General features: G+C 31.1%; 16 protein-coding genes and 1 tRNA gene. 14 read left to right on the forward strand and 3 right to left on the reverse strand.

Features of this window, described 5'->3' with window-relative positions; genetic code table 11:
• The first annotated feature begins 199 nt into the window (after window positions 1–199).
• The 4 genes from GXM21_RS02675 to GXM21_RS02690 all read left to right on the forward strand — a co-directional run bounded on the left by GXM21_RS02675 (window position 200) and on the right by GXM21_RS02690 (window position 3595).
• Complete coding sequence (locus GXM21_RS02675; protein ID WP_008538716.1) at window positions 200–1183, forward strand: resuscitation-promoting factor; 984 nt, start codon at window positions 200–202, stop codon at window positions 1181–1183.
• A gap of 200 nt (window positions 1184–1383) precedes the next feature.
• Entirely contained in the window at window positions 1384–1950 is a 567-nt protein-coding gene (rnmV, locus tag GXM21_RS02680) for a ribonuclease M5 (RefSeq protein WP_008538715.1), read from the forward strand.
• A 22-nt stretch (window positions 1951–1972) separates the two neighbouring features.
• Complete coding sequence (gene rsmA / locus GXM21_RS02685; RefSeq protein ID WP_008538714.1) at window positions 1973–2836, forward strand: 16S rRNA (adenine(1518)-N(6)/adenine(1519)-N(6))-dimethyltransferase RsmA; 864 nt, start codon at window positions 1973–1975, stop codon at window positions 2834–2836.
• 3 nt (window positions 2837–2839) lie between these two features.
• Window positions 2840–3595: an exodeoxyribonuclease III gene (locus GXM21_RS02690; RefSeq protein WP_008538713.1), complete on the forward strand. Its 756-nt coding sequence runs from the start codon at window positions 2840–2842 to the stop codon at window positions 3593–3595.
• 47 nt (window positions 3596–3642) lie between these two features.
• Here the strand turns inward: GXM21_RS02690 and GXM21_RS02695 are convergent, their stop codons facing one another.
• A complete protein-coding gene (locus GXM21_RS02695; protein WP_008538712.1) occupies window positions 3643–4152 on the reverse strand; it encodes a hypothetical protein in 510 nt (169 codons plus the stop codon).
• Between the two features lie 129 nt (window positions 4153–4281).
• Between GXM21_RS02695 and GXM21_RS02700 the strand changes: the two genes are divergently transcribed.
• Window positions 4282–4368 (forward strand) — tRNA-Leu (locus tag GXM21_RS02700).
• Between the two features lie 594 nt (window positions 4369–4962).
• Window positions 4963–6069 carry an RNA-guided endonuclease InsQ/TnpB family protein gene (locus GXM21_RS02705; protein WP_008537710.1) on the forward strand — a complete coding sequence of 369 codons (1107 nt, stop codon included), beginning with the start codon at window positions 4963–4965 and terminating at the stop codon, window positions 6067–6069.
• 248 nt (window positions 6070–6317) lie between these two features.
• Here GXM21_RS02705 and GXM21_RS02710 read toward each other — a convergent pair whose 3' ends face one another.
• The gene (locus GXM21_RS02710) at window positions 6318–7298 is read right to left on the reverse strand and encodes a zinc ribbon domain-containing protein (protein WP_008538710.1); all 981 of its coding nucleotides are present in this window, start codon (window positions 7296–7298) and stop codon (window positions 6318–6320) included.
• A 315-nt stretch (window positions 7299–7613) separates the two neighbouring features.
• On the opposite strand from GXM21_RS02710, the gene GXM21_RS02715 reads away from it, so the two are divergent.
• The 4 genes from GXM21_RS02715 (at window position 7614) to GXM21_RS02730 (ending at window position 10442) form a co-directional block, all read left to right on the forward strand.
• Window positions 7614–8105 carry a YajQ family cyclic di-GMP-binding protein gene (locus tag GXM21_RS02715; RefSeq protein WP_008538709.1) on the forward strand — a complete coding sequence of 164 codons (492 nt, stop codon included), beginning with the start codon at window positions 7614–7616 and terminating at the stop codon, window positions 8103–8105.
• Between the two features lie 125 nt (window positions 8106–8230).
• Window positions 8231–8596, forward strand: coding sequence for a hypothetical protein (locus GXM21_RS02720; protein WP_008538708.1), 366 nt, complete (start codon window positions 8231–8233; stop codon window positions 8594–8596).
• A gap of 190 nt (window positions 8597–8786) precedes the next feature.
• Window positions 8787–9365: a hypothetical protein gene (locus tag GXM21_RS02725; protein ID WP_008538707.1), complete on the forward strand. Its 579-nt coding sequence runs from the start codon at window positions 8787–8789 to the stop codon at window positions 9363–9365.
• Between the two features lie 183 nt (window positions 9366–9548).
• On the forward strand, window positions 9549–10442 hold the full coding sequence (locus tag GXM21_RS02730; RefSeq protein ID WP_117898832.1) for a DUF5655 domain-containing protein: 894 nt from the start codon (window positions 9549–9551) through the stop codon (window positions 10440–10442).
• Window positions 10443–10468: 26 nt separating this feature from the next.
• On the opposite strand, the gene GXM21_RS02735 is transcribed toward GXM21_RS02730, so the two are convergent.
• Window positions 10469–12097, reverse strand: a complete 1629-nt coding sequence (locus GXM21_RS02735; RefSeq protein WP_008538702.1) for a bifunctional metallophosphatase/5'-nucleotidase — start codon at window positions 12095–12097, stop codon at window positions 10469–10471.
• A 158-nt stretch (window positions 12098–12255) separates the two neighbouring features.
• Here GXM21_RS02735 and GXM21_RS02740 point away from each other — a divergent pair, with 158 nt between their 5' ends.
• The 4 genes from GXM21_RS02740 (at window position 12256) to rpsI (ending at window position 14885) form a co-directional block, all read left to right on the forward strand.
• Complete coding sequence (locus GXM21_RS02740) at window positions 12256–12888, forward strand: trimeric intracellular cation channel family protein (protein WP_008538700.1); 633 nt, start codon at window positions 12256–12258, stop codon at window positions 12886–12888.
• A 29-nt stretch (window positions 12889–12917) separates the two neighbouring features.
• A complete protein-coding gene (locus GXM21_RS02745) occupies window positions 12918–13832 on the forward strand; it encodes a LysR family transcriptional regulator (protein ID WP_008538699.1) in 915 nt (304 codons plus the stop codon).
• A 199-nt stretch (window positions 13833–14031) separates the two neighbouring features.
• Window positions 14032–14472 (forward strand): 50S ribosomal protein L13, encoded by a 441-nt coding sequence (gene rplM / locus GXM21_RS02750; protein WP_008538698.1) that lies wholly within the window; start codon window positions 14032–14034, stop codon window positions 14470–14472.
• 20 nt (window positions 14473–14492) lie between these two features.
• Window positions 14493–14885, forward strand: coding sequence for a 30S ribosomal protein S9 (gene rpsI, locus GXM21_RS02755; RefSeq protein ID WP_091695066.1), 393 nt, complete (start codon window positions 14493–14495; stop codon window positions 14883–14885).
• Window positions 14886–14907 lie beyond the last annotated feature (22 nt).

A 14907-nucleotide genomic window follows, 5' to 3' on the forward strand; every position in this document is an offset into this window, starting at 1 on the left:
TTTGCATTTAAATGCCTTATTTATTTACATGAAATACATCATATTTTAGGTGTAAACACATAGAAAAATCCTTTATTTATAAGGTTTTTTACTAGATTACAATTTACAATTTTACAAGTGCAAATGTTACATATTTATGAAGAAATTTGACACAAGTGTAAATACTTGGTATAATATCTTTTCGTAAAGGAGGAATTCAATGGATTTTAAAAACCTATTAAGCCACAATTTAACAAAATGTAAACTAACTGCAGTAGTGGTTTTATGTTTTGCAATGGCTACATTAACTGGATTTGTAACAGCAAATAAAAATGTCACAATTGTAGCAGATGGTAATAAAATGGTAGTCAATACGGTCTATGATAATCCAAAGAATATATTGAAGCAAGCTGGTATAAAGTTAGATAATGGAGATGATTATACAGTATCTACAGGTAATATAACTGATAATGCTGTAATTACAATCAATCGTGCAATGCCAGTAACTGTAGAAATTGATGGAGATACAAAAGTAGTAAAAACCACAAAGAAAACTGTGGGTGAATTGATATCTTCAATGAATTTAGATGAAGATAAGTATTTTGTTGAGGGCGGTAAAGATACTCAACTACATACTGATGCAAAAGTAAAAGTTTTAAATGTTTCTAGTAAATTAGTATTAAGAGATGAAGTACAAAATTATCAGGTGATAAAAGAGCCAGATAGCTCTATGATCCGTGGTAATGAAGAAGTAATTCAAGCTGGAAGAAATGGTTTAAATAGATTATTAGTTAGAGAAAAATATCATAAAGGTATTAAAGTGGGAGAAGAAGTAGTACAAACTTCTCAATTAGTTCGTCCTGTAAATCAGGTTATTCGTAAAGGCACAGCAGAACCGATGAATACTATTGGTTTGAGATCATATTCTCAAGTATTGTATATGGAAGCTAGTGCATATTTACCTTATGATGGTGGCGGTGCTGGATATACAGCGCTTGGTATTCCTGCTCGTTATGGTGTAGTAGCTGTAGACCCAGATATTATTCCACTTGGAACGCGTGTATATATTCCAGGTTATGGTGAAGCTATTGCGGCAGATACTGGCGGTGCGATTAATGGCTATATGATTGATTTATGTATGGAAGATTATACTCAAGCTATAGCTTTTGGTCGTCGTGGTGTAGAAGTTTATATTTTAGATTGATATTTGTATAAATTGATTTAAAATAGTAGGATAGATAGAAAATTATATATAAAGATGAAAAAGAGTCTGTAAGTTTACAGGCTCTTTTTGTCTAGAGTATATGGCTTTTTACTTGCGTTTTTTGATATATTTTTGTTATACTAAAAAAATATGAGTTTATTTGTAATATTTTAGTTGAAAAATAAGTGAGAAGGTTTTTAATGATAAAAGAAGTTTTAGTTGTAGAAGGAAAAATGGACGTTGTAGCCATTAATAAAGCAGTTGAAGCTGATTGTATTATCACAGAAGGTTTTAATTTATTGCCTAAGACTATAAAAAATATTAGAGCTGCTTATGAAAAACGTGGCATTATTATTTTAACTGACCCAGATTCAGCTGGAGAGCGAATTCGCACATATTTAACAAGAAGATTTCCTAATGCAAAGCACGCTTTTGTACCTTGTGAAGAAGCTACTGCAAATGATGATATCGGTATAGAGCAGGCAAGTCCTGAAGCTATTCGTAAAGCATTGGCTAAAGTGCGTACAATGAATTGGAAACCTAGTGATGAATTTAGTGCTACTGATTTAATTTTAAATCGCTTAAATGGTTTTGCAAATTCTGGTGTTCGCAGGGCAAAATTAGGTGCTATTTTAGGAATTGGTTTTGCAAATGCTAAAACTTTTTTACGCAGATTAAATAATTATGGAATTACTAGAGATGAATTTAATCAAGCTTTAGCAAAATTAAATTCAGAAAATGACATTAACGAAGTTGAAAATAAATAATAAATTGGAGGATTTTTAATTAATGAAGCAACCTACTATTGCTAATAAGAAGGTTACAAGATATATTTTACAGCGTTTTGGCATTCATATGAGCAAACGCTTAGGACAGAACTTTTTAATAGATGCTAATATTGTACAGGGCATTGTAGATGCAGCAAATGTACAGGAAAATGATAGAGTATTAGAAATCGGCCCGGGTATCGGTACTTTGACTCAAGCTTTAGCTGAAACTGGAGCAGAGGTTACTTGTGTAGAATTAGATAAAAGATTGCCAGAAGTTTTGGCACATACTTTAGATGCTTATGACAATGTGCGTGTTATTCAAGGAGATATTTTAAAAGTAAATATTCCAGAAATCATGGGCGATAAACCATTTAAAGTAGTAGCTAATTTGCCGTATTATATTACTACACCAATTATCATGGCTTTGCTCGAAAAACATTTGCCCATAACAGATATCGTAGTAATGGTACAAAAAGAAGTAGCAGAACGTATGGCAGCACAGCCAGGCGGTAAAACATATGGTGCTTTATCTGTAGCAGTGCAGTATTATACAGTGCCTGAAATCGCTTTATATGTACCACCACGTTCTTTTATGCCACCTCCAGAAGTGGATTCTGTAGTAGTGAATTGTAAAGTCAGACAGACTCCTGCCGTAGAACTTATTGATGAAAAAATGTTCTTTAGAGTGGTAAAAGCAGCTTTTGGTCAACGTCGTAAGACTTTAAATAATGCTTTAAAATCCATGGGTGTAGATAAAAATATTATTGCTGATGTATTAGATAAAGCTGGAATAGAAGCAACTCGTCGCGGAGAAACTTTGACTATGGAAGAGTTTGGAGCTATTGCTAATATTTTGGTACAAATGGCAAAACAGGAGGCATGATTTATGAAATTTGTTTCTTGGAATGTAAATGGTCTTCGTGCTTGTATGAATAAGGGTTTCATGGAGACTTTTCAGACTTTAGATGCAGATATTTTTTGTTTACAAGAAACAAAAATGCAACCTCATCAATTAGAATTAGATTTACCTAGATATAAACAGTATTGGAATAGTGCAGAAAAAAAGGGTTATTCAGGTACAGCTATTTTTACTAAAGTAGAGCCATTAAATGTAAGTTATGGTTTAGGTATAGAAGAACATGACCACGAAGGTCGTGTAATTACTTTAGAATTTGATAAATTCTTTATGGTCTGCGTATATACACCAAATTCTAAGCGAGAATTAGAGCGCTTGGATTACCGTATGCAATGGGAAGATGCTTTTCGCAATTATTTAGTTGAATTAAACAAACAAAAACCTGTTGTGATGTGTGGAGATTTAAATGTTGCTCATAAAGAGATTGATTTAAAAAATCCTAAGACAAATCGCCGTAGTGCAGGTTTTACAGATGAAGAACGCAGTAAAATGACTGAATTATTACAAGCAGGTTTTGTAGATACTTTCCGTTATCTTTATCCGGATAAAACAAGCATTTATTCATGGTGGTCATATATGCGAAAAGCTCGTGAAAATAATGCTGGGTGGAGAATTGATTATTTTATCGTATCTAAAGATATTGAAGAAAATATAAAAGAAGCTGGCATTCACAATGAATTTTTTGGTAGTGACCATTGTCCAGTTAGTTTGGAATTAGATATTTAAATAAAATGGCAATAGACTTTATTTCATGATAAGCCTATTGCCATTTTTTATCCTTCAAAACTGTATTCAATTATGCTACCAGATGGGCAAGAAACTTCTTTTCCTTTAAATAGTAAACCCGAAAAAGGAACGATGATACTACTTGCTATATTGGCATAATTTTTGCCACCTTTTAATTTTAAATCGCAAGGAAATTCTAAAATACTGCCATCAGCTAAGGTGATATTATTTAATTTTATGCGGATAATAGCACTTTCCCCAAGCAATCTACTGCCATGGATTTTAGTAATCATACCTTGAAGTTTTGTATCTTTAGGTAAAATGATTTCGTTGTTAACAACTAAATCTTGGTGAAGACGGAAGTTGATTAAATCGTATTTATGATTAGTTTTACTGTCTAAATTATCTATATTTATTATTTGCATAGTAGTTTTTTCTGGTAAATGTAAATAAGTAGTAGTATTAGTTGTGGTATTTTGAGCATACGTTATAGAAGGTAAGTAAATAATACAAGATAAAATAATTATTAAAGTAAGAAAAACAGATTTTGGTGACATAAAAAATTCCTTTCATATTAAAAAATATATTAACATTATAATAGATATATTTAATTAAGTTAAGATAATTATTTATATTGACAGTATAATTATAGAATGATATAATATTACTGTTGTTTAACACAATATGCCGAAGTGGCGGAATTGGCAGACGCACTTGACTCAAAATCAAGCGTAGTCCCCTACGTGCCGGTTCGAGTCCGGCCTTCGGCACCATTAGTAAATTCAAGGCTTTACGGGTTTTCCGTAAAGCCTTTTTTGTTGTCTAATTTTGAGTATATAAACTTTTAAATAATTCTATTTAATAATAAGAGGTCATGGCAAGAAAGATAAAGTCAATTATAAAAGAAAAAAATATATAGGTTATAATAAAATTTTTAAAGATTTAGAAGTAAAAATTGGTTTGATTTTTCTTTATAAGTAGAAATAAAGAAGCTATAACAAAAAGAGTTAAAACTCAAATTGTTATAGCTTTACGAAGATTTATTCTTTGATATTATGGTAATATATTGCTTTTGATTTTTTATCAATATACCTAGTTGGAATCAGGAAAAAGTATTTCAATAGCTATAATAAATAGTACAAATCCAACTATAAACAGTATAAATCACCTCTTATAATAATCATTATTTATAATATAAGGCTAATTAAAATAATTTTACCAAATGTGCCGTAAAGCCCCGTGCTTTAGCACTGGGGATATAAGGCACGTCCGACGAATTTGCGTAAGCAATTGAAGTCGGACCATTTTATTTTGTATATTCATATGCTATCATATAACTACGAATAACAATAAAGGCGGTGAGATAAATGAAAACCTATTGCTTTAAGCTATATAACTCTAAACGAAATAAAAAACTTCATAGGCAGATTAATGCGGCAGGTCTCATTTATAATCACTGCATTGCAATTCACAAACGGTACTATCGTTTATTTAAAAAATCATTGCACAAATTTGTTCTGCAGAAACACTTAACTAAACTGAAAAAACGGGCAAAATTCAGCTATCTTAAAGAAATAGGTTCACAATCAGTACAAAATATAACTGAACGCATAGACCGTGCCTATAAGTTGTTTTTCAGAAATCAGAAGCATAATGTCCGTTCAGCTCCTCCGTCGTTTAAAAAGATACGTAAATATAAATCATATACTTTGAAAACGTCCGGTTGGAAATTATTGGGTGGAAATGTTATTAGAATTGCCAATCAGAAATATCGCTATTTTAAATCGCGGGATATTGACGGAAAAGTAAAGACCGTAACCATAAAGCGCGATGCTTTAGGCGATATTTATTTGTATTTTTCCTGTGAAACAAATGAAAATGAAGTCTTAACAAGAACAGGTGAAAGCGTCGGTTTTGACTTCGGGTTAAAGATATTTCTCACAGGTTCAGAACGGAAAAATATCATCTCTCCGCTGTTTTTCAAGCAGAATGCAAAATTAATTGTTAAAGCTAACCGCAATTTATCCCGTAAACAAAAAGCTTCTAACAATCGCCAAAAAGCAAGACTGAATTTGGCAAGACTGCATAAAAAAGTAACGAATATGCGCCGTGATTTTCATTGGAAAACGGCACAGTATCTCACTGGTAAATATGCCTTAATCTCTATCGAAAATTTGAATTTAAAAGCCATGCAGAAACGTTTCGGCAGAAAGATATCCGATTTAGGTTTTGCCGATTTTGTAAACAAGTTGAAGTATGAAACACAAAAGGCAGGTTCCAACGTTGTTGAAGTAGGAAATTTCTTTCCGTCAAGTCAGCTATGCAGTAATTGTGGCTATCAAAACAAAGAACTCAAAGAATTGAGAATAAGAGAATGGACTTGTCCAAAATGCGGTAAACATCATGATAGGGATTTAAACGCCGCTATAAATATAAAGAAAGAAGGAGAAAGAATTTTTTTCTCCCGCAAGTAATAAATAAATATGGGCAGGGCGTTGTCCATTGTGGAGAGAACTCGTAAGACTGTCTTTTGATAGCAAGGTTCGTCAGTATCCCAGAATCCCCTAGCTTTAGCTATGGGGAGTACGTCAAGGATTGTACATATTTATCATCACCACAACCTGCAACTAATACACTCATTAAAGATAATATCATTACTAATATTATTAGTCTTGGGGATTTTAACTGTTTATTCATATTAAAACTCCTTTAAAATTTATAATTATTCGCCGAATAAATCATCAAAAAGACTGTCTACGCTATCGGAAATACTGGAATCTTCTTCACCACTATCTGAAGAAATATCAGTATCTGCTGAAGGTTCAATTTGTTCTGTTGCAGTAAGTTCTGAGTTATTATCAAGATTAGAAATATGGTTTGTACCATCATCACTTGTATTAACAGGAGTTATTTGTTCACTAGCTGTACTTAGTGGGTCAATGACATTGGTAACAAATTCTTCTGGTGTTTGGATATAGTCATTGGCAGAGTCTACTGTTTGATTGATTGTATCCGTAGGATCAATTGGTGCATTGAGGTCAGGAAGAGGACTTGTATCCGTATTATGTGGTGCAGCACTAGCTGTAGAAGCAGAATGGAGCATAGAACTAGCTACAGCACCAACAGCGGCAGCTGCTGCGTATTTACCTACATTTTTTAAAGTGCTATTGTCATTATTTTGATTGGTTTGATTATTTGGATTAGAAGCAAATTGTTGATTGCCATGATTATTAGGATTTTGAGGGAAAAATGGTGCTTGAGGAGAAAAATTATTAACAGATGGCGAAGGATTATTTTGTAGAGGCGCACTTTGTTTTAATATATCCATAGCCTGATACAAATAAGCCATAGCCATATAAAATTTAGCATTTTGATTGCCGAGTAAAGAAGATTTTTGAAAGTGATTGATTGCTTTAATATAATTATGTTGAGGATTGTTTATATCCATGTATTGTTGACCAATAGCAAATTCTTGTGAAGCCATTTGCATATTATTAGGATTTGGCATATTATTAATTTGTTGAGTTTGTTGATTATGCATATAAGGTGGCATAGTATTAGAATTTGAAGTATTATAATTGATATTTGTTGGAGCCATATTTTGTTGTGGGGTAGGAATTTGTGAAAATTTAGCTCCGCAATTAGTGCAAAAAGCATTTTCATTAGGCATTTTAGCTCCACAATGAGTACAGAATTTATACATATAAAAAACTCCTTTTTATAAAATAAATTTAAATAATGGATAAATTTTTTATAAAAATACTTATTATAGAATTATTATGCTACTAAAAAGAGTAAATTCCCATGAACTAAATAGGTTGATTTTTTCATTGGTAGAGAAAATATATAAACATATTTAATCGTGATATTTGGTAATCTATAATTGTAAATAATAATAATGAATTTATTAAAAGTAATAGTGAAAAAAGAAGGTTTTAAAGTTAGTCTTTAAAGCCTTTTTTTATATTTGGCGATATGATAAAATATAAGCACGAATTTTAAAAATGGAGTGATATAAATGGCAAAAGATAGTTCATTCGACATTGTATCTCAAGTTGATATGCAAGAAATGAGTAATGCTGTTAACCAAACAGAAAAAGAAATTTCTCAGCGTTATGATTTCCGTGGTAGTATTGCAAGCATTGAATTAGAAGATAAAGCAATTAAAATCGCAGCAGAAGATGATTATAAATTAAATGCTATCATTGATATTTTACGTGCGCGCATGGCTAAAAGAGGCTTATCTTTACGTTCTTTAGAACTCGGTAAAATCGAAGATGCAGCAAAAGGCTCTGTTCGTCAAATGCTCACTATTAAACAGGGTATTTCTAAAGAAAATGCAAAGAAAATTATCGCTGCGATAAAAGCTACAAAATTAAAAGTTAATACACAAATGCAAGGTGAACAAGTTCGTGTTTCTGGTGCGAAAAAAGATGATTTGCAAGCAGTTATACAGACTTTAAAAGCTGGCGATTTTGGTATTGATTTACAATTCATCAATATGAGATAAAAAATTAACCACCGTTTTATGCGGTGGTTTTTTTATTTATTTCTAACAGTGAAATTTTTCATCTTTAAGGATTATGGAGTTTTAATATTTTTAGTAGCATAATAGTTGATAAAGGAGGAATAAAAATGAACATATTGAAAAAAATTTGTTTAATAGGTTTATGTGCATTTTCGGTAATATTTTGTGAAGCGATAATACCTATGCAATCAGCTTATGCTTATCAAGAAAATATTTCTCGTGGATATGAATTAATTGAAGGAACATGGCAAGGTAGAGATGGCAGTATAATGAGTATAACGGATAGAGGTTTTGGTAAAGCTCCATATAGTGTAAGAAGTGTATCCAATGATGGCAATTATACAGTTGTTACTATTAGTGTAAATGGTGGACGTAGTATAAATACTTTAACTTTTGACAATAACAATCCTAATTATATGATGTTAAATAATGTATCTACAGGATATTCAGCAGATTATGTTAGAGTTGGATAAATGAAAGATAAAACCACTATTTTAATATTTAAATAGTGGTTTTGTTTTGAGAATAAAGCAGGACTAATAATATTTATTTAGTACATAATAGTATAAAAAAATATATAAATTGTCCTTTGAGGATAAGGATTTTTTAGAGATATATAGTATAGTAAAAGCAGAAATTATAAATTATAAGGGAGGCATAATCATGAAATTTATACGTATTTGTTTATTAGTTTGTGGCTTGATGTTAGCCTTTGTCGGAGTAACATATGCAAGCTCATTTTCTGTTTCCGCAGATAAATATGGAAAAGTAGAAGGCAATGGCATAGAATTTAGTTTTCCAGAAAATAATAATACCATTCAAATTGCATTCTTAACAAAAGATAATGAAAGATATTTAATTGTAGGTAAATATGGAGAACCTATTTATGCAGCCAAAATACCAAATGTAAAATATGTAAGAGTAAAGCAAGTATATGATACAGAAACAGGAAAATATGCTTATATTATATCGGGAAGTATAAATAGTATGGGGGATTCAGATTTGTCGCTTTTGATGGGTTATGATGAACAAAAAGAGGCATGGCAACTATATGTAAATCCAATAAATTATTATAATCCTTTAGGAAAATATGCTGAAGCAAATATATATGTAGAAAATGGAGAACTTATTTTAGCATATAGAGTGATGTCCCTACATCCAAAAGCACAAGAATATCATTTCTTCTGGGACGAAAATAGCAATTGGTTCGGCTATAAAGATTATGGAATAGTTCAACATTAATTTTTAAATTAATATATTAAGAAAAAGGCTTGATTTAATAGTTGATAAAATTATTAAGTCAAGCCTTTTATAATGGTTTATTTAATATACATATGGGTTTTTTTCATAAATGATTTAATTTTTTATATTAATAAATATTGGTATAATTAGAGATGATTTGATAATATTTTGTAGGTGATTATAATGTCAGAAATAAAGTTATTTAGTATAAAGAATGATGTAAAACAATTAATACCATCAGAAGTTTTATTAGAAAAAGAGTTGCAAAATTTAATAGAAGATAATATGGAAAAATTCTTTGGTGTTCGATTTTTAAAAAGCGAATATGTTATAACTAATGGAAGAATGGATAGCATAGGAATTGATGAAAATAATTGCCCTGTAATTGTAGAGTATAAGCGTAGTAGTAATGAAAATATTATAAATCAAGGATTGTTTTATTTAGATTGGCTTTTAGACCATAAAGATGCTTTTCATATGTTAGTTGCCGAAAAATATGGTTATGAATATGTGAAAAATATTGATTGGTCTGCACCATGTGTTATTTGTATTGCGAGTAATTTTACACGATACGATATACATGCTATTAATCAAATGCAAAAAAATATAAAATTAGTAAAGTATAAGAAATATAGTAATGATTTGATTTTATTTGAGCATTTAAATTCACCAAAAGTAGAAAATATTGTTCATCAAAAAGATTTGATTAGTAGGAAAAATAATAATTATAAAACTCATGTAGAAAAATTAAAAACTGTTTCAGAAAAAATAAATATATTATATGATTCTATTTGTAATTATATAGAATCTCTAGGTGATGATATAGAGTCTAACCAATTAAAATATTATTTAGCATATAAAAAAGTTCAAAATATGGCATGTATTGAAGTTTATAATAAATATGTTGCCATTTATTTAAAATTAAATCCTGATAAGATTAAATTAGAAGAAGGATTTACTAGAGATATGAGAAATATAGGGCATTATGGAACTGGCGATTTAGAAATAATTATTAAAGATGAACAAAGTTTTGAAAAGGCTAAAAGTTTAATAGAAAAAGCGTATAATGAAATGTAAAAGCAGGTAAATAATACCTGCTTTTCTTATTTGATGATTATTATGCGATTTTGACCATATGGATTGGCATATTCATTACCGATAGTGGCATTAAGATAATTTTGAATGTATTCGATGATTACATCTGTTTCGGATAGTTCTTCATTTTGAAGTATAGGGCTGTCTTTGAACATTGTCATACCATTGCCAGCGAATTTCAAGATATAAGAAGTTCCACCAATGGTATATTTTTTATTTAAATCTAAATCTTTACCATTTATTTTTACGTTTTGAACACGATAAGCACCATCTACTTTTATGAAATTACCTTTTTCATCAGTTATTACAGATGATGGGATTTTACTATTAATCGTATAAGTAGCACCAGAGATTTGCATAAATCCACCAAATTCTTCAGGGTAACGGCTAGCACCCATTTCTAAAGCGTCTAAGAGCTGTTGTCCTGTGATTTCTAGGACTACACACATATTACCGAATGGAAACGTTGTCAAAATATCATTATAGGAAAAATCGCCTATAGGTAATTCATTGCGGATTGCTCCACCATTGCAGATTGCTACATCGGTATTTAAAACTATTCTATAAGTATCAGTTACAAAATCACCGAGATTTGTCTCGCCATTTCTGACTAAGCGTGTATTAGTATTAGGATCGTTAGTGGTGAGTTTTACTGTATTTGTTCCGATTATTTGATTGAGCAAAGGTGCATATTTATTCTTTTCTTCATTGATTAAGTCGGTAGTTTTTTGATTGGTTTTTGTTAAATCATTGATTAATTCAGTGGAGATTTCACCTTGTGGTGTGATGGTCAATTTACCAATATTTTGAAGTTTGGTGCCTGTTTGAGTGATGAGAACATTTTTTCCTTGTTTATTTTTAGCTATAAAAGTAGGAATAACTTCATGAGAATGACCATCAATGATAGCGTCAATACATTGTGTATTTTGAGCTACAGCAAGGCTACTCCAACGAGATGTGATACCATTCATGCCTAGATGAGCTACTAAAAAGACATAATCTACGCCGAGTTTTTGCACTGTATCTACAGTATTTTGGATATTAGTGTATAATTTTTTGCCAGTAGCGTCTTCATTAAAGGAATAAATAAAATTTCCCTTATCGTCTTGAAAATAAGCAGGTGTAGAAGAATTGAGTGTTTCAGGCGTTGTAACACCGATTAAAGCTATTTTTTTATCATCGAATTGGAAAATTTTATAAGCTGGCAATAAATTTTTTCCTGTAATAGTATTTACTAAATTAGAACTATAATAACCGCAAGATAATTTGTCGTTTAAAATGAGAAATCTATCCATACCATAATCAAATTCATGGTTGCCAGGAATAGCAAAGTCATAGCCTATTTCATTCATGATATTGATAATAGCTTCGCCAGTGGATAATTTGCCGATAGGAGACCCTTGAATGGCATCACCTGCGTCGACTAAAGCAATATATGGTGTATTTTGCTGTAAATCTTCTTTGTATTGAGCTAGTTTAGTATATCCTAGATTATCTTCGATACCACAGTGAACGTCATTGGTATATAAGATGATGATATCTTTTTGTATAGCCCATGCAGAATTTGGTATAAAAATAAAACAAAAAGTAAGTAAAGCAAGAAATAATTGACGAATTTTTAGTTGATAAATGTGCATAATAGAACCTCCTTTGAATAAAAATATGTATATAGATATTATATATTAGAATGATATTTTTAGGATAGTTGGGTTTAATTTGCTAAATTAATTTATTATTGTATAATGTATGCAGAAATTAATATTAGTTGGAAATCTTTTTAGAAAGGTGGATAGTTATGATTTTTTTATGGACTTTTTTTGAGATTGCAGGAACAATTGCTTTTGCTATTTCAGGTGCCTTGGTAGGAATATCAAGACGTATGGATATTTTTGGTATATTGGTATTAGCTTTAAGCACAGCTATTGGTGGCGGTATTATTCGTGATGTTTTGGTGGGAAACATTCCTCCAAATTCTTTTAAGACTTCGTTATATATAGTGCTTACAACAGTCATTACTTTTATTATCTTTTTTATTTATCGCAACCAAATTTTACGATATATGTCGAGAAGAAAACTTCGTAAAATGTATTTATTAGCAGATACTTTAGGGTTAGCTTCATTTACAGTTACAGGGACTACAATAGGCTTTAATGCTTATCCTGAATATCCATTATTTGCGATTACATTGGGATTGATAACAGCTGTAGGTGGCGGTATTATTCGTGATGTATTAGCGCAAAGAATACCTTCAGTATTACAAGAAGAAATATATGCATTGCCATCTATAATTGGAGGAATAGTATTTTACCTTATAGCGATTATAGGTGATGATTATTGGTATTTAGCATCACCTATATCCTTTTTTGTAGTATTTTTCTTGCGTATGATAGGTATTTACTATCATTTGAGTTTGCCAAAAGTACGTTAATAATTAAAAAATAGGAGTAAAGGAAGAGTATGACTTTACAACAATTAAAATACATTATAGAAATTGTAAATTGTGGTTCAATGAATTTAGCAGCTCAAAAATTATTTGTTTCTCAACCTAGTTTATCAAATGCGGTTAAAGAATTAGAGAAAGAGTTGGGTATTGAGATTTTTATTCGCACTAATAAAGGTGTAACTTTATCTTCTAGTGGACAGGAATTTTTAGGTTATGCAAGACAGATTATTGAGCAAACTGAATTATTAGAACAGCGTTATCATAAAGATAAGCCAGCACGAAGATTATTAGCTGTATCTACACAACATTATGCTTTTTCTGTGAATGCTTTTGTAAATTTAATTAAAGAATATGCTCAAGATGAATATGATTTTACGTTGAGAGAAACGAAAACACATGAAATCATTGATGATGTAAAAAATATGCGCAGTGAGATTGGTGTATTGTATTTGAGTAAATTTAATGAACAAGTAATACGTAAAATACTCCAGGAAAATGATTTATGTTTTAAAGAATTATTTACGGCTAATCCTCATGTATTTTTATCAGCAAAGCATCCATTGGCTAATAAAGATATTGCAACTTTTGCAGATTTAGAACCATATCCATGTCTTTCTTTTGAGCAGGGAATTTATAATTCTTTTTATTTTGCCGAAGAGATACATTCAACAATATCTCATCGTAAAAATATTTATGTTAGTGATAGAGCGACTTTATTTAACTTAGCTATAGGCTTAAATGGCTATACGATATCTACAGGTGTATTGAGTGAAGATTTAAATGGTACAAATATAATTGCCATTCCACTTGATAGTGATGAAAAAATCTGTGTGGGCTATATTTATAATAAATATAATCATTTAAGTAAATTGGCTCAAAGCTATATAAAAAAATTAGAACATTATATAGCTTTAAGTGCAAAGTTGTAAGACTTTTATTAAACTGCAATAAAAATATTGTAAAATTTATTTAAGAAAATACTTGACTTTAGAAGTCATTTACTTTAAAATATCTTCGTATGACGTTCGATGACGGCTTCCACTAGCCCCGGAACCGTGCAAAGGACATCTATTGAGAAAAAAGATTCAATATTAAATAGTTGAAAATTGTACAGGGAGGGATATACAAGTGAAAACAACATTCATGGCAAACGCTGCTAACGTTGAACGTAAATGGTACGTAGTTGATGCAGAAGGCCAGACAGTAGGTAGATTAGCTGCTGAAGTTGCAAAAGTACTTCGCGGTAAACATAAACCAACATTCACACCACATGTTGACACTGGTGATTTTGTCATCGTAGTTAATGCTGATAAAGTGGTATTCAGCGGTAAAAAATTAACTGATAAAACTTATTTCCGTCATTCTGGATATCCAGGAGGCACAACTTTTACAACTCCTCAGAAAATGCTCGCAACACAGCCTGAGAAAGTTGTAGAAATAGCTGTTCGTGGTATGCTTCCTAAAAATAAATTAGGTGCACAGATGTACAGAAAACTTAATGTTTATGCTGGCCCAGAACATCCACATGCTGCTCAGAAACCAGAAATTTTGGAATTAAATATTAGATAATACTTGGAAGGAGGAACAATATAATGGCAGTATCCTACTACGGCACAGGCCGCAGAAAGACTTCAGTTGCTAGAGTTCGTCTGGTTCCAGGTGAAGGCAACGTTGTAATCAATGGCCGTCATATTGATGAATATTTCGGCATTAAAACTTTAGATTTAATCGTTAAACAGCCTCTTAACTTAACTGAAACAGCTGATAAATATGATGTTATCGCTAACGTTCAGGGTGGTGGCCCTTCCGGTCAGGCTGGTGCTATTCGTCACGGTATTTCCCGTGCTTTATTAGAACTCGATGCTGAACTTCGTCCTGCTCTTAAAAAAGCTGGATTCTTAACACGTGACCCACGTGAAAAAGAACGTCGTAAATACGGTCTCAAAAAAGCTCGTAAAGCATCCCAGTTCTCCAAACGTTAATCACATACGATTATCAAAGAGA

Origin of the sequence: Megamonas funiformis (assembly GCF_010669225.1) — a bacterium.
In the GTDB taxonomy this organism is placed as follows: domain Bacteria; phylum Bacillota; class Negativicutes; order Selenomonadales; family Selenomonadaceae; genus Megamonas; species Megamonas funiformis.

Coding starts and splice junctions, on each gene's coding strand:
- GXM21_RS02675 (WP_008538716.1), top strand. CDS start 200: ATGGATTTTAAAAACCTATTAAGCCACAATTTAACAAAATGTAAACTA.
- rnmV (WP_008538715.1), top strand. CDS start 1,384: ATGATAAAAGAAGTTTTAGTTGTAGAAGGAAAAATGGACGTTGTAGCC.
- rsmA (WP_008538714.1), top strand. CDS start 1,973: ATGAAGCAACCTACTATTGCTAATAAGAAGGTTACAAGATATATTTTA.
- GXM21_RS02690 (WP_008538713.1), top strand. CDS start 2,840: ATGAAATTTGTTTCTTGGAATGTAAATGGTCTTCGTGCTTGTATGAAT.
- GXM21_RS02695 (WP_008538712.1), bottom strand. CDS start 4,152: ATGTCACCAAAATCTGTTTTTCTTACTTTAATAATTATTTTATCTTGT.
- GXM21_RS02705 (WP_008537710.1), top strand. CDS start 4,963: ATGAAAACCTATTGCTTTAAGCTATATAACTCTAAACGAAATAAAAAA.
- GXM21_RS02710 (WP_008538710.1), bottom strand. CDS start 7,298: ATGTATAAATTCTGTACTCATTGTGGAGCTAAAATGCCTAATGAAAAT.
- GXM21_RS02715 (WP_008538709.1), top strand. CDS start 7,614: ATGGCAAAAGATAGTTCATTCGACATTGTATCTCAAGTTGATATGCAA.
- GXM21_RS02720 (WP_008538708.1), top strand. CDS start 8,231: ATGAACATATTGAAAAAAATTTGTTTAATAGGTTTATGTGCATTTTCG.
- GXM21_RS02725 (WP_008538707.1), top strand. CDS start 8,787: ATGAAATTTATACGTATTTGTTTATTAGTTTGTGGCTTGATGTTAGCC.
- GXM21_RS02730 (WP_117898832.1), top strand. CDS start 9,549: ATGTCAGAAATAAAGTTATTTAGTATAAAGAATGATGTAAAACAATTA.
- GXM21_RS02735 (WP_008538702.1), bottom strand. CDS start 12,097: ATGCACATTTATCAACTAAAAATTCGTCAATTATTTCTTGCTTTACTT.
- GXM21_RS02740 (WP_008538700.1), top strand. CDS start 12,256: ATGATTTTTTTATGGACTTTTTTTGAGATTGCAGGAACAATTGCTTTT.
- GXM21_RS02745 (WP_008538699.1), top strand. CDS start 12,918: ATGACTTTACAACAATTAAAATACATTATAGAAATTGTAAATTGTGGT.